Below are 23,836 nucleotides of genomic sequence, written 5' to 3' on the forward strand. Positions count from 1 at the left end.
TTGTTTTCCGAATTCCCTGCCACCACGACCGACGAGTGGATGGCAGCGATTGAACGGGATCTAAAGGGCGCGGACTTCAATAAGCGGCTCGTGAAGAAGACCTTGGACGGGGTCCAGTTACGCCCGTTCTACCGCGCTGAAGATCTTCCGAACACATTGCCGATGCTCGGTCGATCCAGCCCTATCATCAGTCGAGAAGAGATTCGCGAACCGGACCTACGCGAGGCAAATGCACACCTCGCGCGCGCGGTCAAGCGCGGCATCGTGCAGTTTTCGATTTCGCTGTATCCGGGTGGTGCCGCGGTTTCTACGCATCAAGACCTTCGGACGCTCCTGGAGGGTGTGGACCTTACCAGCGTTGCGATCCACTGGAACGTTGGTCCCTTGGCCCTCCCATTCATGGGGCTGCTGAGCCGCTATCTGGGCGAAAAGCAGATCGACCCGACCAAGGTTTTGGGTTCGTGCGACTTTGATCCGATCATGGATCGTGCCGCTCGGTGGACTCAGGCTGACGGAGCTTCATGGACCCAAGACGTCACCCGGTATCTGCAGCAAGTCGAGGGGCCGATGCCTCGGTTTGGTTTGTTCGGTATCCGCGGTGCATTCATCGAGAAGGCGGGCGCGAGCATCGGGCAAGAGCTTGCCGTGACTGCCGCACTCATGGCTGATAGTCTCGGCGCAGCCCAAGAAGCGGGATGCGACGTAACCGAATTGGTTCACCGCAGCGAGGTGCGGTACGGCGTGGGCACAAACTACGTCTTGGAAATCGCCAAACTCCGCGCTGCCCGTCTCGTTCTGGGCGAAGTTTGCCAAGCGTTTGGGGTAACCGGCGCAATTCCGAAGTTGCACGTGATCACCACGAGCAGCAACAAGACGCTCTACGATGCCCACAACAATTTGCTGCGCGCCACGATTGAGTCGATGTCCGCCGTCATCGGCGGAGCGGACTCCATCTCGACGGCGGCGTACGACCAGGGCTATCACACGCCGGATGAATTCAGCGAGCACCTCAGCCGCAACACTTTAGACCTGATCGTCGACGAGGGCCACTGTTGCCGTGTGGACGATCCATTAGGTGGGAGCTACACGGTCGAGCGACTCACGGCTGACTACGCCGACGCGGCCTGGGAACTCTTCCTACGCATCCAGAATGCAGGCGGCGTGCTCGCAGCAATGCCGCAGATCCGCGAAGAGTTAGAGCGAGTCCGGAACGAGCGATCCGAGCAAGTCGACCGACGCCGACGCATGATCGTCGGGACGACGATCTTTTCGAATACTTCTGAGCGCCGGCTCCAGGACATCCAGTCTAGCCCGGCGGCGATGCAAGCCCGTCCGTGGGACGACAAAGATCGACCCGATCTTGGGGCTTGGCTCACAGACGCTAAGGTACCGAGCTCGCCGTTCGATCCGTTCCGACCGAGTTGGCCCTTCGAGCACCTCCGAATCAGACTTGAGCGTCACGTGGCCGCGGGCGGTCGCTTGCCCAAGATCCTGCTCATGCTCTTGGGCGACGCAAAGATGCGTGCCGCTCGCGCAGAATTCTGCCAGAGCTTCTTGGCGGCTGGGGGCTACGATGTCCAGCAACGGAGCGCTGACAACGCACAGGAGGCTCTGAGTCAGGCATCAGCAGACGGATATGACATGGTTGTTCTATGTAGCTCCGACCCTGAGTACGCCGGCATCGCCGCGAGCATCAAGCCCAGCGGCACCAAGTGCGAGGTGTGGGTCGCCGGATTTCCCGAAGAGTCCGTCGAATCGTTGCGCGCACTGGGGGTGACCGACTTCATTCACGTCCGGCTGAGTCACCTGGCGACCCTCAACAAGCTCCATCACCGATTCGGCATCGCGTTGCTCCCGGAGGAGACGAATTCATGAAAGTCAACTTCCCTTCCGAGTTACGACCCAAGACCACCCCGGTGGAAACCACCGGTACTGCTTGGAATTCTCCCGAGAACATCCCCGTCAAGCCGCGCTACTCGGCCCGAGACCTAGAACATCTGGAGCACCTTGGCTACGCCGCGGGCGTTCCTCCGTACCTGCGAGGGCCGTATTCCTCGATGTACGCCCTGCAACCGTGGACGATCCGTCAATACGCGGGCTTCAGCACCGCCGAAGAATCGAACGCCTTCTACCGGGCCAACCTCGCAGCGGGACAGAAGGGTCTCAGCGTGGCGTTTGACCTGCCGACTCACCGTGGCTACGACTCGGACCACGAGCGCGTCCTCGGCGATGTGGGCAAGGCGGGGGTGGCGATCGATTCGGTCGAGGACATGAAGGTCCTTTTCGACGGAATTCCCCTCGGCGAAATGAGCGTGAGCATGACGATGAACGGAGCAGTGCTGCCCGTCATGGCGTTCTATATCGTCGCCGCCGAAGAGCAGGGAGTCGGGACCGAACGGCTCAGCGGAACCATCCAGAACGACATTCTGAAAGAGTTCATGGTCCGCAACACGTACATCTATCCGCCGCTCCCGAGCATGCGGATTATCGGCGACATATTTCAGTACTGCGCCGAGCGGATGCCCAAGTTCAACTGCATCAGCGTGAGTGGGTACCACATGCAAGAAGCGGGGGCGACGAGTGACCTGGAACTCGCCTACACACTCGCCGACGGCCTGGAATACCTGCGCACCGGAGTCAACGCGGGCCTTTCGGTCGATGACTTCGCGCCCCGAATCAGTTTCTTTTGGGACATCGGCATGAACCACTTCATGGAGGTGGCGAAGATGCGAGCGGCGAGACTTCTCTGGGCCAAAATCGTTCGCTCCTTCAACCCGAAGAACCCCAAGTCTATGGCGCTCCGAACCCACAGTCAGACTAGTGGGTGGTCCCTTACCGAGCAAGACCCGTTCAACAACGTCATGCGGACGTGCATCGAGGCGATGACGGCCGCTATCGGGCACACGCAGAGTCTCCATACCAATGCGCTCGATGAGGCGATCGCACTCCCGACGGAGTTCTCGGCTAGGATCGCTCGAAACACTCAATTGGTAATCCGTGAGGAGTCCGGCATATGCCAATTTGTGGACCCGTACGGCGGCTCATTCTACGTCGAGTCGCTAACCCACGAGCTCGCTCACCGGGCTTGGAAGCTCATCGAAGAGATCGAAGAGCTGGGCGGCATGGCCAAAGCCATCGAAACTGGCGTGCCGAAGCGACGGATCGAGGAAGCCGCCGCCCGAAAACAGGCGCGGATCGACACCGGGAGAGATATCATCGTAGGTGTCAACCGCTATCGGCTCGACCGAGAGCGACCGCTGGATATTCTGAGCATCGATAACGAAACGGTGCGCCGGCAGCAAGTCACCCGCTTGGAATCAGTCCGAGCGGCGCGGGACGCAGCTTCGGTTCAAGCGAGCCTGGATGCGATCTCCGAGAGTGCCAAAACCGGTGAGGGCAATCTACTCGCGCTGTGTGTCGAAGCAGCTCGCAAGCGGGCGACCCTAGGAGAGATCAGCATGGCGATGGAGAAGATTTGGGGACGATACCGAGCCGAAGCGACCGCTTCGAGCGGAGTCTATGGTCCCGAGGCAGGCTCGGACGAAAGTGTCCAGGCCGCCCGCACCCTGGCGGACCAGTTTGCTAGCGCCGAAGGCCGCCGACCCCGAATCCTCGTCGCCAAGATGGGACAAGATGGGCACGATCGCGGTGAGAAGGCGGTTGCGAGCGCGTTCGCCGATCTTGGCTGGGATGTGGACGTTGGCGCACTCTTCCAGGTCCCCCGCGAGGTCGCCGACCAGGCCATCGAGAACGACGTCCATGTCGTCGGCGTAAGTTCACTGGCTGCCGGACACAACACGCTCCTACCCGCGCTGATCACCGAACTCCGGTCGCGTGGCCGAGAGGACATTCTCGTGGTCGTGGGTGGCGTCATCCCGCCCCAAGACTACGAGGGGCTCTATGCGCACGGCGTCGCGGCGATCTTTGGGCCGGGCACGGTACTTCCGCTCGCCGCGCAAGAGATCTTGCGCGTGATGGCAGGGTCCCCGACACCCGCGTGAACGAACCGGAATCCAGCGCTTTGGAAGTTCGACCGGGGGTGAGCGCTCCGCCCTCGGTTAACCTCCAACTGCGCCGGATCCCACCCCCTGATGTGTCACCCGTCGAATTGGATGCCCGCTTGCGGGCCGGTGACCGTGCAGCGCTTGCCCAGGCGATCACCCTCATCGAGAGCGAGCAGCCAACTCACCATGACGCAGCCCGTGAGCTGATCGACCTGGCGCTCTCGCAAGCCCGTGCAAGCCGAAGGATCGGCTTCACCGGGGTACCTGGGGTCGGCAAGAGCACGCTGATCAACCAGATTGGGCTGCACTGGATCGCACAAGGGCACCGAGTCGCGGTGCTCGCGGTGGACCCCAGCAGCGTGGCTTCCCGGGGGAGCATCCTCGGTGACAAGGGTCGCATGCCGGGGCTCGCCGTGAGCCCGCAAGCTTTCGTACGACCAAGCCCGGGCGGACAGTCGCTCGGCGGGGTGGCGCACAAGACCCGCGAAGCGGCCTTGCTTTGCGAAGCCGCCGGTTACGACATCATAGCCATCGAAACCATCGGCGTGGGCCAGAGCGAGGTGGCGGTGCACGCAATGGTGGATTGTTTCCTGCTCCTGATGCTCCCCGGAGCGGGCGATGAACTCCAAGGCCTGAAGCGCGGAATCATGGAGATGGCCGACGTCGTTGCGGTCACGAAGTCCGATCACGAGAACGTTGCGCGTGCGCAGCTCGCGTGCAGCCAGATTCAAAACGCTCTCCACTATCTTGCACCGACGCCAAGCGGATGGTCCCCCACCGCCCAATGCGTGAGCTCGGAAGCCCCTGGGACGGTCGGGAATCTTGCCAACTCTATCAGCGAATTCCTTTCTCATGAGGAGAGGACCGGTTGGTTTGCGCGCCGTCGCGCTCACCAAGCCTTGGAGTGGATGGAGGAGCTCGTGGTAGAGCAAGTTGTGCGCACTGCCCTACTCGATCCCCGCATCCTCGCGCTGCGCGACACCCTGGCACCGCAAGTCTCAAGCGGTATCCTGAGCGCGCGACGAGCCGCCGATGAGATCCTCCAAGCCCTCCGGCATGAGCACTGAACCGCAGATCGAGCGCGTCCAGATCGAGGTCCCGTCACGCCATGATCGGGCCTCCGCGCCGATGCTGCTGCAGGCGGATCTCGTGGGGACCTGCCAAAAACGCCCACCCGTCGTATTCCTCACCGGCGGACCCGGTATCCCCGCCACTCATGCGCGGGCCTACGAACCTTTCCGAGTGGTCATTGATCATTTGGCGCAAACGCGCCGGGTCGTACTGCTTGATCAACGAGGGGTCAGCCTCTCGATCGCTCCCCTCAATGCCAGCCACGATCTCCTGCTGGCCCCCGAGGCTGCGATGACAGCCCTTGTCAAGCAGGCCCGGGCCACGCTCGCCACTGGGATCGATCCCCACGCCATCACACCTTGGCAAAGCGCGCTGGACGTTCCCATCGTCGCGCGGACTCTGGGGGTTGAGCAGGTCGATGTGATCGCCTACTCGTACGGGACCCACCTGGCGATGGCGACGGTTCGGGCGCGACCCGAGACCATCCGGAAACTGGTCCTCTGCGGTTTCGAAGGGCCGGATCAAACTTACAAGCTCCCCAGCCAGTTCGACCATCAGCTTGCCCGCATCGACGGTGGACTGCTCGAGAAATTCGCCGCAGCGTGCGCACAGCTCTCCCGCCAACCGTGCTCGGGGCTCAGCGATTGGGGGCTCAGGTGGATTGCAAGCAGCTGGTTCGGACTGTCGGATCGCTATCCGTATCTATTGCCGCTATGCGAGGCTATCTTGAACCAGGATCTCGGCCCCATCGACAGAGCAACAGCGGGATTCATCAAGATGCTCAATCACCGCTCCCCGGTTTACTATCTTTGTGATGCGGCAAGCGGAGCGTCCGGAGCGCGCCTGCAACAAATCGCCCGCGAGGCCGAATGTTCGTTGGTTGGTGAGGTGCTGAACTTCCCGTACCCAGCGATTCGCCTTGCCTGGGGTCAGTGCGATCTGGGAGACACATTTCGGGGGCCGCTTGAGATCCACTGCCCCGTGCTCGTGCGAACCGGCGAGATGGACGGATTCACTCCTCAGCAGAACATCGCCGACTCGGGCGTCCAAGTCGAGTCGGCACAATATGTCCACTTGCCGGGGGCTGCTCACAACGATCTGCTGAGCGACCCCGAAGCGGCGGCGCAGATCAACGCGTTCTTGGACGCCTGAGCCGCACTGCGATCGCAAGCACACCCATCGTCAGCGGTATGATCGCCGCTGGCTCTGGGACCGCCGAGACATGCCACTGCATCTCCCAATTCGTGGATGCGCCCAACTGATTGACCCAGTATGTGTAGTCACCCGCTGGGAGCGGCGTGGTAAATCCAATCGCCCCAAATCCCGTCGCCATGGCTGGCAGGAGGTCGTTCCCCACTGAGACCCCTCCAGGGCCGAAGTGCGCGTAGCCCAATAGCGCCGACGGATCGGGCGCGTTCGGATCAACAGTCATCGTCGTGCCTTTCTGGAATCCGATGAACGCGCGCATATCATTCGACACATAGTCCGACAGTATCAGTTTGTCCAGTTGGCATCCCACCGGTACCTTGAGCGAAAAATACTCTCGGTCGCCGTTCGACGTCGTGGCTTGGATTACGTTCACTCCTCCAGCCAGGGTCAGTGCGGTGGGGCTAAGTCGATTGTTAGAAAGGTCTCCATTCACAGATTCCTTCCAAAGGATGAGCGCGTGGCTCGAAGTGGTCAATCCGAAAGCAGCAATAGAGCAAAGCAAAGTAAACAGTCGCATGAACATGTCCTCCACCGAATATCCTACAATGGAATTCGTGCTTGGCAGGTAGTTTTTGTAGACTCAGAGTTGCGATCCTACTGAGTTCTTTTCCGCTCATAGACCGCGAGGGCGCGTACCGCACTGGCCTGGTAGAGCAGACGATACGGACCCGAGGTGGGCGCTTCGCCCCACATCTTGCCGAACATCCAGTCGCCGTTCCGTCCGCGGAGGAGAGCTCGAACCGCTGACGCCTGCTGCACCCGAGTGAGCTTGAGATTCTCGAAGAGCAGGTGGGCAAACGGCATTTCGTCGCCGATCGAACCGTCCTGCTTGATCCAGTGCTTGATGGCCGCACGCTCCATTTGGCGCTGCTCGGTACCATAACGCGGCTCTTTGGTGATCCTCGCGAGCTCGCGCGCGGTGCGGATCATGAGGGCCGTGTTGTAGGACCACTTGGTGCGCTCTACGGTCCCGTCCGTGGTGATGTGATCCCACATTAGGTGGTCCTTCGGATCCATCAGCTTCTGTCTCGTCCACTCATACAGTTGCGTTGCCTGCGCCAGGTATCGCTCTTCCTTTGCGTGGGCGTATATTGCGAGGCACGCCGCCGCGGTCGGGGCGGTCGAGCAAGTGTTCTTGGAACTGTGCTCCCTTTGTCGCCACCAAACACCTCCACCCAGGGTTTGGTCGTGCCCGCTCAGGCAGAAGTCAAGTGCCGCCTGTGCCCGTTCGAGGAGCGCAGGGTCCTTGAGGAGTTCGAACGACTCAACCAATGCCAGGACCATCCACGCGTTGTCGTCGTAGTACTTGTCGTCCGGGAAGGGAGGCCCAGGCTGTACGTCGAACCCGGGCTGGTTCCAGTACTTCTCGACCATCGCGAGGTCCCCCTTCAGCTTGGCGATGAACTTCGGGTTGTTGACTGCGAGCGCGTTGGAGGCCGAGAGCGCAACACCCAGGCCCCAGTTGAAGGTCGGCTGGGCCTGATCGCTGCTTTCCCGCAAGAAGCCAGTCTGCGCAATGCGGAACTGGCTCTCCAGCGCAGCGTAGGCAGTCTCTGCATCAGAACGTACGATCGGAGCGGATAGAAGCATCAACAGTCCTAGCATGGCGGTTTCAGGGGTCCTGTTCTCGGTTGGACGGTAACTACAAAACCAAATGGGGCAACGTTTTAGGTTTCATTCTGGCACTACACCAGCCCAACAGTTTCCGCGCCATGATGCATGCGTTTATGAGCCAGTTTGGCGGCACTAGATGCAAGTTTGTCGAACCCTTGCATGTGGCGTCGAAAGCCCCGCACCCGGGTCTCGAAGCGTGACGCACTCAATCCCATCGCAGGCTCATTACAAGTTAACTGGCCCTCATAAACAATGACTCATTAATGACCTCATTTGGCATCCGTAACTTTACGTAAATGTATAGATGACTCTGATAATGGTTTCTCGTCTGGCTTGACGGCGGTGAACGCTGGTTTCTTTTGAACTCGGGCGGGAGAAAACTGAAAAAACAGGCCGAAAATTACGCTACAAGCTCGAAGTGCGTGACTATACTAAGACGAGGCTCAGGCAGGGAACCAGTTCCCCGGACGGAGCACAAGGACTGAAGGATAAAGCGGTGAGATACCAACTCTTAATGCTTGTTGCAGGTGTCGCAATGCTCTCTCTAGGTTTCACAAATGTTACGAAACCCCAGGGAGCATCAATGGCGGAAAAGCTCTTCGCCCGAGCGACTCCCGACGATTACATGAACGAGGAAGCGTGCGGCGAGTGCCATGAGCAGATCGTTAAGAACTATCCCGCTTCGGCTCATGCGGCGCTCGTCTCCGACACCAAGGCTCCTTTGGATCGCCAAGGCTGTCAGGGGTGCCACGGTCCGGGCCGCATCCACCAGGCGGAGGAGAATGCTGAGGTCATCTCCTACACAAAGCTCAGCGTTCAGGAATCCACCGCCGCCTGTATGCGCTGTCACGAGAAGACAATGTCGCCGAGCCACTGGAAGAGTTCCGTGCATGCACGTGCAGACGTCGGATGCGTCTCATGCCATCAGATTCACACGGACACCGACAATGGCTTGGGCCACGGAGCCCTCAAGAAGGATCCGCGAGCAGCAGTGTTCATCGCGCGGACAGACCCTAAGGCGATGTTGAAGGCCGATGAAGCAACTCTGTGTGGGTCGTGCCACTCGGCGACCGTCGCTGAGTTTCGCGGAGCCTCCCATCATCCGATGCCCGAAGGCAAGATCGTGTGCAGCGATTGCCATACGCCTCACGCGTCCAAGAACTCGCGGATCAACACCGACACGGTCAAGGGCAAGTGCGTAACCTGTCACACCGAGAAGGGCGGTCCATTCATCTTCGAACACGACCCAGTCGCTGGTTTCAGCGGCAATGGATGCCAGGAGTGTCACCGACCTCACGGCACCAACAATCCGAAACTCTTGAACTCGGTCACCCGCGGTCTCTGCGCCCAATGCCACACCGACAAGATGGCAGGGCACTACCCGGGTCAGACCTGCTGGTCAGCGGGATGCCATGTTGCAACACACGGCAGCAATGCGGATCGCCGCTTCTTGAAACCGTGACGGAGTCAATCTAATGAAACAACACAGATGGCTTTCGACAGGAATGACAGCGCTCTTCGTACTGGCTGGCGCATGCGCCTTCGGTCAGACCGCAGACCCCGCTGAGACGGATCCAACCGTCGCCCCTACCGAAGAATCGACTGAAGCGAGCACACCTGAAGCGCCGGTAAGACGCCGGGAGATCACGATCGGAATCGACTCGATCAAGTTCAACGACGCGCTCCGCCGCTACGGACGCCCGCCACAGGGCCTGACGCTGCATCGACTTCGCTTCTCTTCCCCGTATGGCGAAGGGCCCGCTTACGGCAAGCTCCTGGTCACTGGGATGCCCGAGCGAGATAACGCGATCGAAGGGATGATCACCTTTAATCACGGCCACACCACGATCAAGGCTCGCCGAACTGAGTCCGGAAGTTATGTCATGGACTGGCGTGCCAAGCCCATGAGCAATCGCAAGCAAGTCGAGTATACGGTGGATCAGGTCCTGACTCAATCACTGGGGATGTTCCTCAGCTACCGATCGTTCGAGCAGTCCACCGGATACCCGGCGCCGCGGGCGACGGATCACACCCGCAACGAAGTGGTCGCCGCTGGTGTGGTGGGGCAAGTCTTGGGTGGTCAATTTGACGCCACCCTTGCCAGCCGCCGGACACGAGACGTCAACGGAGCCTTGCCCACAACGATGCAGCGCCGAGCGGACGCAACCTACTCGCGGGACTTCGGCAGCCATCTGAACTTGGAAGGGACCGTCGGCTTCTCGCGCATCGAACAGGCTGGACTCCCGGCAAGCAACGTGAAGAACGTCGGCTTCGCAGGGGTACTGGACCTCGGTCCATCGACCGGACTCCAGTTCAACCTTGGGCGCACCGACTACGATTTCAACACCAACCAAACCCCTTCGATCCGCAAGCGAACGATTTCGGGGCTCCGGCTGGTGCACATTTCCAACAAATGGTCGTTCCAGTTCGGATACCGACACCGCGAGACGGAACGAATCCGAGGGGACCGGACGTTTGTCGACGTGCCGAAGCTGAACGACTATGACGCTCGGCTGAGCGGACGCATTGGGACTGCCCGTGTCACCCTCAAGGGGTCCTGGGAAGATCTGAGAACGTCCGCGATCATGACGACCTTAGACAAGCGGCAAATGCTGTGGGACGATCGAGCGACATTCCAAGCCAAGGTGGACGGTGGTAACGAGACTTTTCTCGCTTACGGTGTGTACACCTACCGCTTCCAGCAGAACAAGCAGCGTGGCGTCGATATCAAGTGGAACAACCTGGTGCTCGGCGGCAGCTACGTGTTCAACCCTTGGGTGCAGGCTTATGCAGAAGTGTCGAACGACAGCTTCAGCGCGCGCAGCGAAGGAAGCACCGCGCTGGACTTCTTCTTCCCCAACAGCCGCACCGCGGCACTGGGGCTCAGCTGGACGAAGTCACCCGGGCTGTCAGGCTCGGCAAGTTTGAACCTTTATGAATCGGGCGACATCCGCGGGAGCCAGCTCACGCTGACGCTGCGCAAGCAGCTAAGCGCAGACCATGACTTTGAGTTCATGGTTGCTCCTTGGCGGCAAACCGACCGGCTTTACGGAATCTCGGGATACCGAACGACGATGCTATCGGCGCGGTACACGGTGAAGTTTTGATGACTGAAATGCAATCGGAGAGAAACAAAAACGAGCGGAGGACGAATATGAAGAACCGATGGTTCATTACACTCATCGCGTCCATCCCTGTTGTGGCCGCGGTTCTGGCAATCCAGAGCTGTGGTGGCGTTGGCGGACCGACCACAAATAATGGTGGCCAGGGATCGGTAAGCGCTTCGTTCTTGGCATTGCTCAGCGATGAGCAGCGCACAGCAACGTCGATTACCCCTGAAGAATGCGCTGACTGCCACGGTGGCCGTAATCCGGATGAACCGATCTATGCACACTGGAAGGAAACAGCCCACTTCGCAAAGGGTGTGACTTGCGAGAGCTGCCACGGCCCGGGAAGCGCCCACAAGGCAAACCCGACCAAGTCAAACATGCTGACCTACCCGAAGATCACTTCGCCGGTCGTATGCGGGCAGTGCCACGGTCCAATCGTGGATCAATACAACGTGTCGCAGCACAGCAAGCTTGTCTCTGACCCGGTGGAAGAGGCCATCGTGAACCCGGCGCAATACGGTCGCAACTCGCGCTGTATCGCCTGTCACAGCGGCCTGGTCCGCGCGGAGATTCTGGAGAAAGGCGAGGACCTGGGTGCCCTTTCGGATGCTGAAATCCGAGAGATCTCGGAGAACACGTTGCAGCATGTGCCACATTCGGCCACCTGCACCACTTGCCACAGCCCGCACCGACAAACTGGCAACCTCACGGACGCTGGTAAGGAAGTCCAGCTGAACAAGAAGACGTTCAACCTCGACATCACTGCGATCGATCGGGGAACGACGGCTGCCTCCTTCACGAACTACGATCACGTCTGCGGCCAGTGCCACAACGGACGTGGTACGGACCCAACCGACGCGAAGCTGACTTCCGGCACGGCTCGACCGAGCATGCACGACAGCAATCAGATGCAAATGCTGATGGGCTTCGGCGGCGTCGAAGGTTCGGGACCGGTGGAACGAAACACGGCCCACGCTCAGGCGCCCGGCCAGTGCTCCAAGTGCCACATGCCGGATTCGAGGCACACCTTTACGGTGAGCTTCGACAACGGCTGCGCGCCGTGTCACACGGCAGCAGATGCGGCGGCACGCGCCACCTCGATCAAGTCGGAAACGCTGAGCTTGCTCGTTGCCCTCCGGACCCGTATGGAGACATGGGCACAAGGCAAATTCGGCAATGCTGACTACTGGGACTACACCAGTATCATCACCGCCGACGGCGGCACCCCGCCGACTCAGTCGCAAGTGCCGATCGAAGTCAAGCGGGCACGCCACAACTACTACTTCGTCATCCGCTCCGGCGACTACGGCGTCCACAACGCCCCGTACGCTAAGCATCTCCTCTCGGTCGCGAATACCAACCTGACCTCGATAGGAGTGGCAGGAGCGCCAAGCTCGCGGCTCGGAAACGATGACAAACTGCAGATCATCGAACGCGATAAGCAGCGGGCGATGAAGGCTGAGCTCGAGTTTCCCGAGTAACCAGCCCCGGGCTGGGGTTCGAGAGAATCCCAGCCCAAGGATTTCTTTGCCGATGAACGATATCAATGCCACAAGCCTCATGGACCCACCAAGTTGGTCTCTGACTCTCGGAGTCATAGGCCGATTCTTGATTTTGGGGGCAGCCGGGTTCTTCGCCCTGGCTGGCATATCGTGGTTCGTACAACCTCGGTGGCCGAACGGCGCACGACTGGGCAAGGGTGCATTTTTTGCTGGCTGCGCTGCGCTGGCCGGTTCGTTCGTCAGCCTCGGCGTGCTCTTCGCCAATCACCGATTCGAGTATGAGTACGTCTACGGTCACTCAGATCTTGCGAACGCCTTGGCATACCGCATTGCCGGGATCTGGTCCGGCCAAGAGGGGAGTTTCTTGCTTTGGGCGACGTGCTCGGCAATCTTCGGCCTCTTCACCGTCGGTCGCACGGAGCACTACCGCCGCTGGTACACGATCGTCTTCTCCTTCTTCCTGGGAGGCATCGCCAGCATTCTCGCGTTCGAGTCTCCCTTTAACCTCAACATGGTTGGGTCGAAGCCGTTCGTCCCCGCCGATGGACTTGGACTCGCACCTTCCCTACAGAATTACTGGGTCATCATCCACCCGCCCACCATCTTCCTCGGGTTTGGATCGCTAACCTGCCTCTTCGCTCTGGCGGTCGCCGCACTCTGCACGCGAGACTACGAGCGCTGGATACCGATTGTGCGCCCCTGGGCAATCGTCGCCACCACCCTCGTGGGTGTCGGCCTGTGCATGGGCGGTTTCTGGGCGTACGAGACGCTCGGCTGGGGCGGCTTCTGGATGTGGGATCCTGTCGAGAACGTGAGCTTTGTCCCATGGTGCTTCGCGGCAGCGCTCTTGCATGGCGTACTCGTGCAGGCCACCAAGAAGAAGTGGCAGATGACAAACCTTCTGCTCGGTGCACTGCCCTTCCTCGTGTTCGTTTACGGCACCTTCCTCACCCGATCGGGATTGCTGAGCGACGCGAGCGTGCATAGCTTTGCCGAGATGGATCGCTCCGCGCTAAAACTGCTTACCATCGTCATGGGGGTCAGCACGCTCGGATTCCTCGGGCTATGGGGGGTGCGAACTTGGCAGCAACGCAAGGTCCAAGCCGAAGCAAGTGAAGCCCCTACCGGTCTCCAGCGCGAAGGGTTCTACATGGTCGGGATCACGCTCCTGCTGGTTATGGGCATCGCCACCGCCATTGGCATGAGCGTTCCGCTGGTTCAGGCTCTGCGCGGCGAGAAACCCCGAATTGTAGAGGAGGCGGTGTACCACCAGGTGCTCGTTTGGATCTTCGTACCGATCATGCTGTTGCTGGCGATCACGCCATTTGTCGCATGGCGCGGCATGCGGGCGCGCGATTTGGCCGCCCGAATGTACACGATCTTGTGCATCACCGTGGGAGTCACGGGACTGCTGCTCTTCCTGACCGTCGTCACACCGTTCGCGCGTCGCATAGAGATCGCGCCGGTCGTCACAATGCTGGGGCGCTACCAAGTGCCCGGCCTCGCGTGGTTGACCGTCTTAGTCGGAATCTGCCTCTTTGCGCTCATCGGCAATGTGTGGTGCGCGTCTGGGCTGATGAAGCGAAGCAAACTCGGTATTGCCCCATTCATGACCCACGTGGGTCTTGGGCTCTTGATGATGGGTCTGATCGTCTCCCGTGGTTTCGAACGCAAAGCCCAAACGATGGTGATGCAAGACTATCCCGGGCGACTCATGAACTACGAAGTTCGATACGCCGGGATGACGTCTAATGAGATGGACCGCAATAACAAACTCAAACTGGCGATTTACGATCCGCATAAGCAAGGTGACCCGTTGTTCATCGCCTACCCAGGGCTGTACCGGGTGCAGATGGCTGATGGCCAAGAGAACACCATGGTGTGGCCGCACATTGAGCGCAACTGGCTCATGGATACGTACGTTTCCCTCGGTCAACCGCAGAACAACGCCAGTCAAGACCTGACCTTGAAGCAAGGCGAAACAGTCCGTTTCGGCGAAATGATGCTGACCTACAAGAAAATGACCCGCCAGGGAGAGCCGGGCCAGTTAGGAACGAAGTTCGGTGCCGAAGTGACCGTCGAGAGCATGGGCCAGGTCGCGACGGTAAACCCCGAGATGGAGTTGGGGGGCGACCAGGGCATGGTCGACCACCCGGTGAAGATCGCCGACAACATGGAGCTCGTTATGGCTGGCATGGACGCAGCCGACAAATCCGTCCGGCTACGCATCCAGCTCACCACCCCGCTCTATCCGGTCGAGATCTACCACAAGCCGTTGACCAGCCTCGTCTGGCTTGGGACTGGGGTCATGACCCTTGGTGGCTTCCTTTCCGCTTTTTACAGACGCGCCCGCAGGCCCGTAACCGCCCCGGAGTCGCCTCAGGTCGCTCCGCTTGGAGCAAAGCCGAAGCGGGCACCCGCAATGCTAGGAGATAAACCATGAAACGACTACTCTACTCTTGTGCCGTTGTAGGCCTGTTTGCATCTGCAATGGCCATGACCACCTTCAACAAGGTATTCCACGACAAGTACGACATCAAGCCCACTTCGAACATTGGAAAGGCCGACTGCGCCGCATGCCATGTAAAGAAGAAAGGCGGAGCACTGAACCCCTACGGCAAGGACATCGCCGCTGCGATGAAGGCCGCGGGAAGCAAGAAGCTGACGCCGGCCATCTTGTCGAAGGTTGAAGGCTTGGATTCGGACAAGGACGGCAAGTCCAACATCGCTGAGATTAAGGCTGACAGCCTCCCAGGAGGCTAGCACCGGCGCAGCAAGGTCTCAAGAATTGCATCGCTGCTACTTTAAGGAATTGACATCATGAAACTCGGAGTACTCGTCTCGATCGTCGTTGGCCTCGCCGCAGCCGGTGGTCTCACCACCGTGTTCGTGAGCAATTCATCGCCATATGTGACGATTCAGGACGCTTCTGGGCACCCTCAGCGCGTACACGTCGTGGGCAAAATCGTCCCCGACACACTGAAGCGCAATACTTTGGCAGGCGAAGTCCGGTTCAATCTCAAAGACGAGACCGGCGCTATGGCCGTGAAGTACGTGGGTCCGCCTCAGCCCAACCTCGAATCCGCGACCCAAGTGGTCGTGGTTGGCAAGCTAGACGAGGGTGTGTTCCACGCCGACCAGATGCTGGTGAAGTGTCCCTCGAAGTACGAAAGCGAAGCGAAGACCAGCTAAGCCGCTCTCGGCGGCCACGCACAAAGAGGTCCGCAAGACGAACAGTCTTGCGGGCCTTTACTTTTTCTCGTCGAGCTCGCGCTCCATGGCCTTAACTCGGGTGTCTATCCGATTCAGGTACAGATACAGGACGATCCACACGACGAGCGGTGGTACGGTTGCCAGAACTTTCCAAGTTTCCATCACGATCACGCAATCTTTGTTCGAGGAGCGAGACTTGGACGTGCAAACGATACAGCCACATGCACGTGCCAAGCAAAACGATGAAGACGCCCAAGACCACCGTCCAGTAGTCCTTGGAGAATCCGCCCGATTGGACGGTAGTGCTCGGGTGAAGCGAATTCTTCACCACTTGTGGCAGTCGCGGAAACACAAATACCAGGAACAGCACCGGAAGCAGCGTGAGCGACGAGTACACCGCGGCTGCTCGAGCACGCGCAACCTCGTCATCGAAGGCCATTCGGACCGCGAAGTACGCCCCGAGCAACATCAACACGATAAGGAACGAGGTCTGTCGCGGGTCCCAGTGCCACCACGCGCCCCACTGGACGCGAGAGAATAGGATCCCGGTGATCATTGTGGCCGCTGCCATGCCGATCGAGACCTCGGTTGCGGCTAGGCTACGGTACTCCCAGATCCACTCGCGGGTGCGCAAGTACGAGAATGAACAGTACGAGGCGAATAGAATGAACCCGACGGTTGCGAATGCGCACGGCAGGTGGAAGAAGATCATCCGTGCCAATTCCGGGTCTGGGAAATTCTTCGCGGGCGGAACCTGGTAAGCGAAGAAGGTCAGGACGGCCATTGCCGCAAATCCAATCCATCTCATTGCTCACTCCAAACAGCTGCGAACTGGTACGGGGCCAGTGCTAACACGACGACAGTATACTCCCAGACCCCTGCGCAACTAAGCCAACCTGAACTCAAAGCAACCCCATCAATCGCATTCCGCGCGGCCGAAACCCCGAGCGCAACGAGCGGCACCAAAAGTGGCATGGCGACCACGCCTGCCAACGTGCCCCGGTTGTTTCCGCGCGATATCAACGCCGAGACCAGGGTGACCATTCCCGCGAGTGCGGCCGAGCCCCCGACCAATGTGGCGATCAACAACCCATAGTGAGCAACGCTGACTCCGGTGAGCACCAGGAAAAGCCCGGCCACCACCCCTGCCGTCGCCGTCATTTGTAGCGCGGCGAATAGCATCTTTCCCCAGTAGACTGCATGAGGGCGAGCCCACATGCGTAGCAGATCGCCTGTCCCCTGCTCTTCTTCGGCCACAAAGACCCTTGTGAGCGTGCCGACCCCCGCAAACAGCAGCGCCGCCCACAGCATTCCGGCTGCCGCTTCGGCCGTCAACTCACGTCCATAGAAGGCAAATGCGAGTGTGAAGACCGTCACCCCGCTCAGCATGAACGCAGTGTAGGTCGCGCTCTTGTTGCGCAGCTCCGATTGGAGCTCCTTGCGCAGGACTGCACCGATCTCAGATTTCCAGGCTGAGCTCATGAGTCGCAAACCTCCTTTCTAGCGGGTCGTTCGTAGCGATGACGAAGGCGGCTCGGTTGCGACGCGCATCGATCATCCGGGCGATCACATCGCGGCCGCGCTCATCCAGGCCAGCGCTCGGCTCATCGAGCAGTATCGCGGGTGGCTCCGCCTGGAACGCCAAGGCAAACTTGAGGCGTGCGCGCATGCCCGTCGAAAGGTGGCGACCCGCGACGCCAGCCGCATAACGAAGCTCGACTTCTTCAAGGAGTTCATCCACGCGAGGGTCACAGCCGCGTAACTTTGCTGCGAGTTCGAGGTGTTCGGCGACCGTCAGAACCGGATACACCGATTGGTCGAGGGCCGCATAGCCCAAGGACGTGCGGCGGTCTTCGCCGCGGTCACAGGTGCCTTCCGTGGCTGGGATCACACCAGCCATCACCTTAAGCAGAGTGCTCTTGCCGGAGCCGTTCGCACCCAGCACAACGAGAGTGTCACCGGGCTCCAACTCCAGATCCACATGCCTGAAGAGCCAACGTCGGCCGTACCTCTTGCCCAGACGCTCGCAGCGGATCACGCACGAAGGTTACCAGCATCGATAGGCTCTGTGAAGCGAATTGCCCCATGCGCTGATGACATGACTCAAACGATGACGATTTATGCGCAAATGCGGTGCGAAAAGCAGGTCCCAGGAACCTAAATGTCGAAACTATGAGTATGCGACGATCGCTGAGACGCGTAGGGATCTACGCCATCTTGCTTGCGGTTGCAAGCCTACCGCTATTTTTCGGATTTGCCAGAGCGCAGTCCATCACCACCCCACCCGAAGCGCACGCGCAGGCGTCCAAACCCGACGCAGAAACCCAGACCGAAATCGACGATTGTATGGGTTGCCATGCCTCTGACGCCGAGTCCGGACCTGCGGTCGATGTCAACCATCTTATGGCGTCGCCCCACGCTTCGCTCGGATGCAAATCGTGCCACTCCAGCATCACGGAGGCACCGCACACCGAGGAGATGCTCGCTGAAAAACCCGCATGCGCGGATTGTCACCCAGACGAATCGCAGGGCTACGCGACGAGCGTTCACGCCCGACCCGACAAGGTCGCCGGGGACCACCCGACGTGCAAGACCTGTCACGGTCACGGCGATCCGCATTCGGTGCGACTGTATGCCACTTGGAGCCGCGCCGACAAGGTCAACGTCTGCAGCACCTGTCACCGCGATATAGAGCGGATGGCGCGGTATGGCCCGAATGTCGAAGCCGTCAGCTCGTATGAGCAGAGCTTCCATGGGCGCGCCCTGCTGAAGTACGGCAGCCAGAAGACAGCCATTTGTATCGACTGTCACGGGAGCCATGCAGTCCTCTCGCATACGGACCCGAAATCAAGCACCCACACCAGCGCGGTCGCGACAACCTGCGGCAAATGCCACGAGGGTGCGGGTCCCAATTTCTCGGTCTCTGGTTCAAACCACATGAACCTCACGATCCACCGTGAGCCGGTTCTCAACGCCGTCCTGGTCTTCTTCAAGGTGCTCGTCACGGCGATGGCGACGTTCCTCATGATCGGTGTACTGCTCGATCTCAAGCGTTCACTGTTTGGGAAGACACCTCCCCGCGCCGGGCGAGTCGTCAGCACGGTCGTCTCACTTGGATTTCTGAGCATTGTTGGGGCCATCGCGCAGGCTACATTTGGGATACGAGGCGGCACAATCACGACCCTGGTGGGGGCCTCGTTGCTGCTTGCATCGGTCCTGATATTCCGGTGGCAGAATCGGAAAGCCGATACAGCCCCCAAAGAGGTGTTCGACCGATTCCACACTTCCATTCGCGTGCAACACATGCTGCTCGTGATCAGCTTCACGCTGCTCATCATCACCGGGATGCCGGTGCGTAATCCGCAAACCGAGATGCTGCGGCGGATCTACTTGAGCATTGGGGGACTTGAAGTTGGCCGGGTGATCCACCGAGCCGCAGGGGTGATCCTAATCGGCGTCTTCGTCTTCCACGTGCTGGAACTCCTGTGGAAGTGGAAAGGTAGCGGGTACAAGTGGAGCGCATGGACAATGCTTCCCACGCGGCAAGATGTGGCGGACTTCATCGCCGAATCCAAGTCGTACATGGGCGGACAAGGGGAGGTCCCGACTTACGGGCGCTTCCACTTCCGCGAGAAGCTGGACTACTTCGCTGAGTACTGGGGCATTCCGCTGATGGCGATCACGGGGCTCATCCTGTGGTTCCCGGTGTACTTCGGAAACGTGCTGCCGCCGATCGCGATCCCTATCGCCTTCATCGCGCATTCGTACGAAGCGGTCCTGGCATTCATCGCCATCCTGACCTGGCACCTTTACAATAGCTACTTTAACCCCAACCACTTCGCGCTGAGTCAGCCGTGGAACATCGGCCTGCTCTCGCACGACGACATGCACCACAAGCACCCGTTGGAGATCCGGTCGGTACTGCAGAATGGAGCAGAGACGCCAGATACGGAGAGCCCCAGCGACACAGCTCCTGAGCCTCCCGAGGAGTGACTCGAATCCTAAGTAAGCCAAAAGACGGGGCCCGCTTCCTAATCGAAGCGGGCCCCGTCTCTTTTTGCCGCCGGCTACTTGGCCGGCTCTTCTTCCTCTTCTTCGTGGCCGTGGCACTCCTTGCACGGCGTGTTCTTCCATTCGTCGCCGATATCCACCGGGTGTTCGAACTCCATGCCCGCGAAATTCGTCTTGGTCTGTCCTGGCTTGCCCTGCGAGACGAAGGTGTGGCACGTGTTGCAGTCCTTGCTGATGACCTTCCCTTTGTCACTGGTCAACTTACCGTTGTGGCAACGGAAGCACCCGTTTCCACGCAGGTGATCCAGGTTGTCGTTATGCGACCGCCAGTCCGTGCGCATCTCCGGGAAGTAGTTCTGCTTGTAGATCGCTTGGATCGAGACAATGGCCGCCTCGAGCTTCGATGCGCCGGTGGCCATGAAGTCGGCGTACGTTTCCTTGTAGTACGCCCGGAGTTCCGTCGCGATCTTGGTTAGAGCTTCGGGCTTAGTCGCATACTTGGCGTCGAGGACCTCGACTGCCTTGGCCTTGATCTCAGGAACGGTCTTGTCTATCAACCCCGTCGAGAGGGCAGTATCAACTGACTGGCTGGCCGGGTGGAAGATGTGGGTCGGCCGGTTGTGGCAATCAATGCAGTCCACGACGCGGCGCTGACCACTCTTCACCTGTGCTTCGGTCAATTTGGCGGTCGCGTCGCGATAGATTGTCACTGCGCCGCTCTTGTCCTTCATCTCCACGTAGGGAATGATTTGCCGCTCGCGATCCGTGGCGATGTACGAGATGGTGCTGTCCAAGTACATGTGGGCATGAATTCCCTGCGCCTGCGCCCCTTCCCCGCCGCCGATCTTCACGAGCATGCTCGTAGTGTGCTCGGTGTTCTCCTCATCGGAAAGGAAGTAGTCGTGGGTCCGCACCTTTTGCGTGAAGAAGTGCTTGGGCCAGTGGCACTGCTCGCAAGTCTCCTTCGCGGGGCGAAGGTTGGCGATGGGGGTTTTGATCGGCCGCTCGTACTTGTTGAAGATCGTGGAGTAGACCTGGTATGAGCCGGAGAGCTTGGATTTCACGTACCAGTCCACACCTTCCCCGATGTGGCAGCCCGCGCACGTGACACGAGCGTGAGGCGAGCCTTGGTACGCCGTGTACTCAGGCTCCATGACGCTGTGGCACGTGGTTCCGCAGAACTGGACCGACTCGGTGTACTCGTAACCCTTGTAACTCCCGAACCCTGAGAGCGCGGTGAGCACCAATCCGCCCAACGCCACCGAAGTCGCGATGAATCGGTGCCGCGGCTGGTTCAGGTCGATGACGGGCAACTCAGCGGGGAGTTCCCCGCGCTTCTGTCTCCGGCGTGCGCGCCAAAGGCCGATGGCGGCAATGAACAGCCCAAAGAACATCATGCCCGGCAGGGCGATGTAGGTCACCAGGCCGCTGTACGAGTTGGCAAAGCCGCCGAATAGGTCGAAGCAGATGAGAATCACCGCGAGGATGAACATCACCGTGGCGAAGGTCATCCCGAACAGGGTGGTCGCATTATAGAAAATTGCAGGTAGTCGACGTTTCATCGTGTTGTAGTCCACGCGATCTGTCTAGTCGATACCCATAACCTGGCCGCGCAGAGTCCTTAGTCGAATTATGGCCACACTGAACCTGGATCTAGCGAAAACCGGGTCACTTTCTCAGTGAACCAGCGAAATATGGGGTGTAATCTAGGTCGCACTTTCTCGAGAGCGTGGTTAATCACTAACGAGAGTCCATAATGTCAGCTTTTGTAAAGTTTCAAGATCCAGTTTCGACCTTCTGGCTCGTCACCGAGCGATGCATTGTTGGGAGCCCCGGGGAGGGCGATCATCGGCATACGAGCTTGCTGATGGGTGATCCGACCGAACCCGCGCAGGTGGGCGACGTGGTCACGGCGTACTCGAACGCCGACGGCGAGACTGTGAGTTGGATCGTCGAGTCCGTGCACCAAGTGCAGGCTCCCGAGGCAACGCCGGGCCAACCGCGCGAACTTCTCACCATCTCCACGTGGCGACCGGTGTCGTACGGTTGGGACACGAACGTTTTGACCGTCGGCACGGACGAGTGACAACCGGGTGCCCTAGGGAGCTATATAGACACGCAACTGCGACCCTTACGCTCTGCTCATCCGCAGATCGTGCATCTATTAATAACAGTTCCCGTGTAGTTCGGTGTTCGATTTCGAATACGAGCGGATCCCGCTCAGTTCTCTGGCGGGAAGACTGCTCCTACGACAGTGTGAAAGCTCTCGAAATCGGGGAACTCATGGTCCTCGATGACCTGCGTGATGCCGTCCCAGGGTGTGCACTTGATTCTGATCCGAATGCCTCTCGCATCGAAGAGTGGCTCGGTCTCGTCATCCAGTTCCACGTCCTCACGGGTCATACAGAGGATGCGCTCCGACTCGTAGGTCTCTATAACCTTTGACTTGATATCGACACCCATCAAAGGCCAGTGAATTGCTTGCTCTGGAGGGACTATTGCCATGGCCAATGTCCTGGATTGTTCGTGAGATGAAGATGTGGCAACTTCCACGGCGGTGCCGGAACTCGACGGTGGCCGTTACTTGAACCCTTTTGCAGCCACGGCTGAATGTCGAAACGAAACCACGTTTCACCGTTGCAAGTAAACTGCAAGCCTCCTCCCCCGGTATTCTTGTACGGTCCTTGAAATGACCGGTTGATACCACCAGATTTCATAATGCCTGCTGCTACGAGGCAACCCATCGCAACTTCGGTAAGATGCTTCGCTTCGGTATTGCCGGGCATCGTTTCCGACGTCACTCAAGATCTGTTGCATACGTTAGTTCCTTTACAACAAGCTCCTCTATCACAGCGAACAACTCCTTGCCATTGCGATCCGTCAAGTACCAGTAGTCAGACGTCCATTTTGGCGTATTGCAGTACTCAACGTAACGGACGAGCTCAAGGACATTCGGGCACTCATAACGTACCTCTGAGAGATGCGGCTTCACGTACACCAGCACGGGCCATTCTATTTGTGCGTCGATCATTCCCATGGAAGATGTCTGTCAGCTCCTCCCCCGGGAGGACGTGGTCCTGGTGGGAAGTCCCTATGCCAGTGTGGCCATTTGTACCAGGGTTGCCCTCTCCAAGGGTGAACCTCAACGCGAAACCAGGGGTCACCATTCCGAGTTACCTTCAGCCCGCCACCCCCAGTGTTCTTGTACGGACCTTGAAACTCTCCATTCACCCCTCCGCCTTTCATTGCGCCCGCAGCTATCAGACACACCATAGCCACTTCGGTAAGATGCTTTGCTTCCGTATAGCCCGGTTCATCGTCATGCGACCCGTCATCACCAATTCCGAACTTTGAACCGTTCCGTAGTGCATGACCGGCGGTTTCCAGGCCGTCGTTTACCGCGTTTAGAGCAGCTTCATAGACCTCGTCGCTTGCGTCCCCGTCTCCAGTTAACAACCAACGATCGAAGTTCCAGAGTCCTTGGGGGTCTACTCCTTGAACAGAATCATTAGAACAATAGCCGTAGTGATTGAAACCTCCCCTGAATCCAATCGGATCCCTGGTAACCCACCTACCGTTCGCGGGGTCGTAGTATCGGTGTTGGCAGTAGTACAACCCTGTTTCAGTATCGAGCTTGTACCCCCAACGAGCATTGTAACCGAACCTCAGCAGATCTGCAGCAGAGCTTGCACCATTAGAGTACACAAAGTTTCGCTGGCCCCAAGCGTTATACGCCGAATGGATCAGCGGTTCATCGGCGTACCGTGCCCCCGAGAACAGACAATGAACCGCGTTGCCTTGCCAGTCGAACTGGTAATCCCCAACGACCGGGATCGTGCCCGAAAGCTTGCTCCAGCGAGTCACCAAGCCATCCGGCGCAAAGATATTCATCCCCACCATCGTCCCATCAGCCTTGGTCTCCAGAACCGCGTTGCCTTGATCGTAGTAACAAAACGTCTTGGCACCCGTCGCGGTCTTGCGCGTCCAGGCGCGCAATCCATCGGCCCGGTAACCCGCACCCCAGACCTGAGCCCCTGCTGGGAACGCCGTAAGACGGTTCTCCTCATCGTAACTGGCGCTACCGCTCGAATAGGTCGTCGGG

General features: G+C 59.3%; 20 protein-coding genes. 12 read left to right on the forward strand and 8 right to left on the reverse strand.

Annotated features, from left to right (window positions below):
- The 4 genes from JNM85_02525 to JNM85_02540 are packed head-to-tail and all read left to right on the forward strand — an operon-like array spanning position 1 to position 6,227.
- A complete protein-coding gene (locus JNM85_02525) occupies positions 1-1,875 on the forward strand; it encodes a hypothetical protein (protein ID MBL8086930.1) in 1,875 nt (624 codons plus the stop codon).
- The gene (gene scpA, locus JNM85_02530) at positions 1,872-4,001 is read left to right on the forward strand and encodes a methylmalonyl-CoA mutase (protein ID MBL8086931.1); all 2,130 of its coding nucleotides are present in this window, start codon (positions 1,872-1,874) and stop codon (positions 3,999-4,001) included. Before JNM85_02525 ends, scpA begins: the two co-directional genes overlap by 4 nt.
- Positions 3,998-5,071, forward strand: coding sequence for a methylmalonyl Co-A mutase-associated GTPase MeaB (meaB, locus tag JNM85_02535; protein MBL8086932.1), 1,074 nt, complete (start codon positions 3,998-4,000; stop codon positions 5,069-5,071). The genes scpA and meaB overlap by 4 nt, the downstream gene beginning before the upstream one ends.
- Complete coding sequence (locus JNM85_02540) at positions 5,061-6,227, forward strand: alpha/beta hydrolase (protein ID MBL8086933.1); 1,167 nt, start codon at positions 5,061-5,063, stop codon at positions 6,225-6,227. The genes meaB and JNM85_02540 overlap by 11 nt, the downstream gene beginning before the upstream one ends.
- Here the strand turns inward: JNM85_02540 and JNM85_02545 are convergent.
- Together JNM85_02545 and JNM85_02550 are read right to left on the reverse strand one after the other, a co-directional pair.
- The gene (locus tag JNM85_02545) at positions 6,205-6,801 is read right to left on the reverse strand and encodes a hypothetical protein (GenBank protein ID MBL8086934.1); all 597 of its coding nucleotides are present in this window, start codon (positions 6,799-6,801) and stop codon (positions 6,205-6,207) included. The two genes, JNM85_02540 and JNM85_02545, sit on opposite strands and share 23 nt — an antisense overlap.
- 77 nt (positions 6,802-6,878) lie before the next feature.
- Positions 6,879-7,889, reverse strand: coding sequence for a hypothetical protein (locus tag JNM85_02550; GenBank protein MBL8086935.1), 1,011 nt, complete (start codon positions 7,887-7,889; stop codon positions 6,879-6,881).
- A gap of 592 nt (positions 7,890-8,481) precedes the next feature.
- On the opposite strand from JNM85_02550, the gene JNM85_02555 reads away from it, so the two are divergent.
- The 6 genes from JNM85_02555 to JNM85_02580 are packed head-to-tail and all read left to right on the forward strand — an operon-like array spanning position 8,482 to position 15,702.
- A complete protein-coding gene (locus JNM85_02555) occupies positions 8,482-9,360 on the forward strand; it encodes a hypothetical protein (GenBank protein MBL8086936.1) in 879 nt (292 codons plus the stop codon).
- A gap of 13 nt (positions 9,361-9,373) precedes the next feature.
- Positions 9,374-11,005 carry a hypothetical protein gene (locus JNM85_02560; GenBank protein MBL8086937.1) on the forward strand — a complete coding sequence of 544 codons (1,632 nt, stop codon included), beginning with the start codon at positions 9,374-9,376 and terminating at the stop codon, positions 11,003-11,005.
- Between the two features lie 47 nt (positions 11,006-11,052).
- Positions 11,053-12,489: a cytochrome c3 family protein gene (locus JNM85_02565; protein MBL8086938.1), complete on the forward strand. Its 1,437-nt coding sequence runs from the start codon at positions 11,053-11,055 to the stop codon at positions 12,487-12,489.
- 52 nt (positions 12,490-12,541) lie between these two features.
- A complete protein-coding gene (ccsA, locus tag JNM85_02570; GenBank protein ID MBL8086939.1) occupies positions 12,542-14,953 on the forward strand; it encodes a cytochrome c biogenesis protein CcsA in 2,412 nt (803 codons plus the stop codon).
- A complete protein-coding gene (locus JNM85_02575; protein ID MBL8086940.1) occupies positions 14,950-15,273 on the forward strand; it encodes a hypothetical protein in 324 nt (107 codons plus the stop codon). The genes ccsA (JNM85_02570) and JNM85_02575 overlap by 4 nt, the downstream gene beginning before the upstream one ends.
- A 57-nt stretch (positions 15,274-15,330) precedes the next feature.
- Complete coding sequence (locus JNM85_02580) at positions 15,331-15,702, forward strand: cytochrome c maturation protein CcmE (protein MBL8086941.1); 372 nt, start codon at positions 15,331-15,333, stop codon at positions 15,700-15,702.
- Positions 15,703-15,793: 91 nt separating this feature from the next.
- Here the strand turns inward: JNM85_02580 and ccsA (JNM85_02585) are convergent, their stop codons facing one another.
- The 3 genes from ccsA (JNM85_02585) to JNM85_02595 are packed head-to-tail and all read right to left on the reverse strand — an operon-like array spanning position 15,794 to position 17,761.
- Complete coding sequence (ccsA, locus tag JNM85_02585; GenBank protein MBL8086942.1) at positions 15,794-16,531, reverse strand: cytochrome c biogenesis protein CcsA; 738 nt, start codon at positions 16,529-16,531, stop codon at positions 15,794-15,796.
- Positions 16,528-17,205, reverse strand: coding sequence for a heme exporter protein CcmB (locus tag JNM85_02590; protein ID MBL8086943.1), 678 nt, complete (start codon positions 17,203-17,205; stop codon positions 16,528-16,530). The genes ccsA (JNM85_02585) and JNM85_02590 overlap by 4 nt, the downstream gene beginning before the upstream one ends.
- Positions 17,183-17,761, reverse strand: coding sequence for an ABC transporter ATP-binding protein (locus JNM85_02595; GenBank protein ID MBL8086944.1), 579 nt, complete (start codon positions 17,759-17,761; stop codon positions 17,183-17,185). Before JNM85_02595 ends, JNM85_02590 begins: the two co-directional genes overlap by 23 nt.
- 140 nt (positions 17,762-17,901) lie before the next feature.
- Between JNM85_02595 and JNM85_02600 the strand changes: the two genes are divergently transcribed.
- On the forward strand, positions 17,902-19,716 hold the full coding sequence (locus JNM85_02600) for a cytochrome b/b6 domain-containing protein (protein MBL8086945.1): 1,815 nt from the start codon (positions 17,902-17,904) through the stop codon (positions 19,714-19,716).
- A gap of 74 nt (positions 19,717-19,790) precedes the next feature.
- Here JNM85_02600 and JNM85_02605 read toward each other — a convergent pair whose 3' ends face one another.
- The gene (locus JNM85_02605; GenBank protein ID MBL8086946.1) at positions 19,791-21,296 is read right to left on the reverse strand and encodes a NapC/NirT family cytochrome c; all 1,506 of its coding nucleotides are present in this window, start codon (positions 21,294-21,296) and stop codon (positions 19,791-19,793) included.
- 194 nt (positions 21,297-21,490) lie between these two features.
- On the opposite strand from JNM85_02605, the gene JNM85_02610 reads away from it, so the two are divergent.
- Positions 21,491-21,820, forward strand: a complete 330-nt coding sequence (locus JNM85_02610; GenBank protein MBL8086947.1) for a hypothetical protein — start codon at positions 21,491-21,493, stop codon at positions 21,818-21,820.
- A gap of 134 nt (positions 21,821-21,954) precedes the next feature.
- Here the strand turns inward: JNM85_02610 and JNM85_02615 are convergent, their stop codons facing one another.
- Together JNM85_02615 and JNM85_02620 are read right to left on the reverse strand one after the other, a co-directional pair.
- Positions 21,955-22,287: a hypothetical protein gene (locus tag JNM85_02615; protein MBL8086948.1), complete on the reverse strand. Its 333-nt coding sequence runs from the start codon at positions 22,285-22,287 to the stop codon at positions 21,955-21,957.
- 474 nt (positions 22,288-22,761) lie between these two features.
- Positions 22,762-23,836 (reverse strand): RHS repeat-associated core domain-containing protein (locus JNM85_02620; protein ID MBL8086949.1); only part of this gene is annotated, 1,075 nt, incomplete at its 5' end.

Origin of the sequence: Chthonomonas sp., assembly GCA_016788115.1 — a bacterium.
Lineage (GTDB): Bacteria > Armatimonadota > Fimbriimonadia > Fimbriimonadales > Fimbriimonadaceae > UBA2391.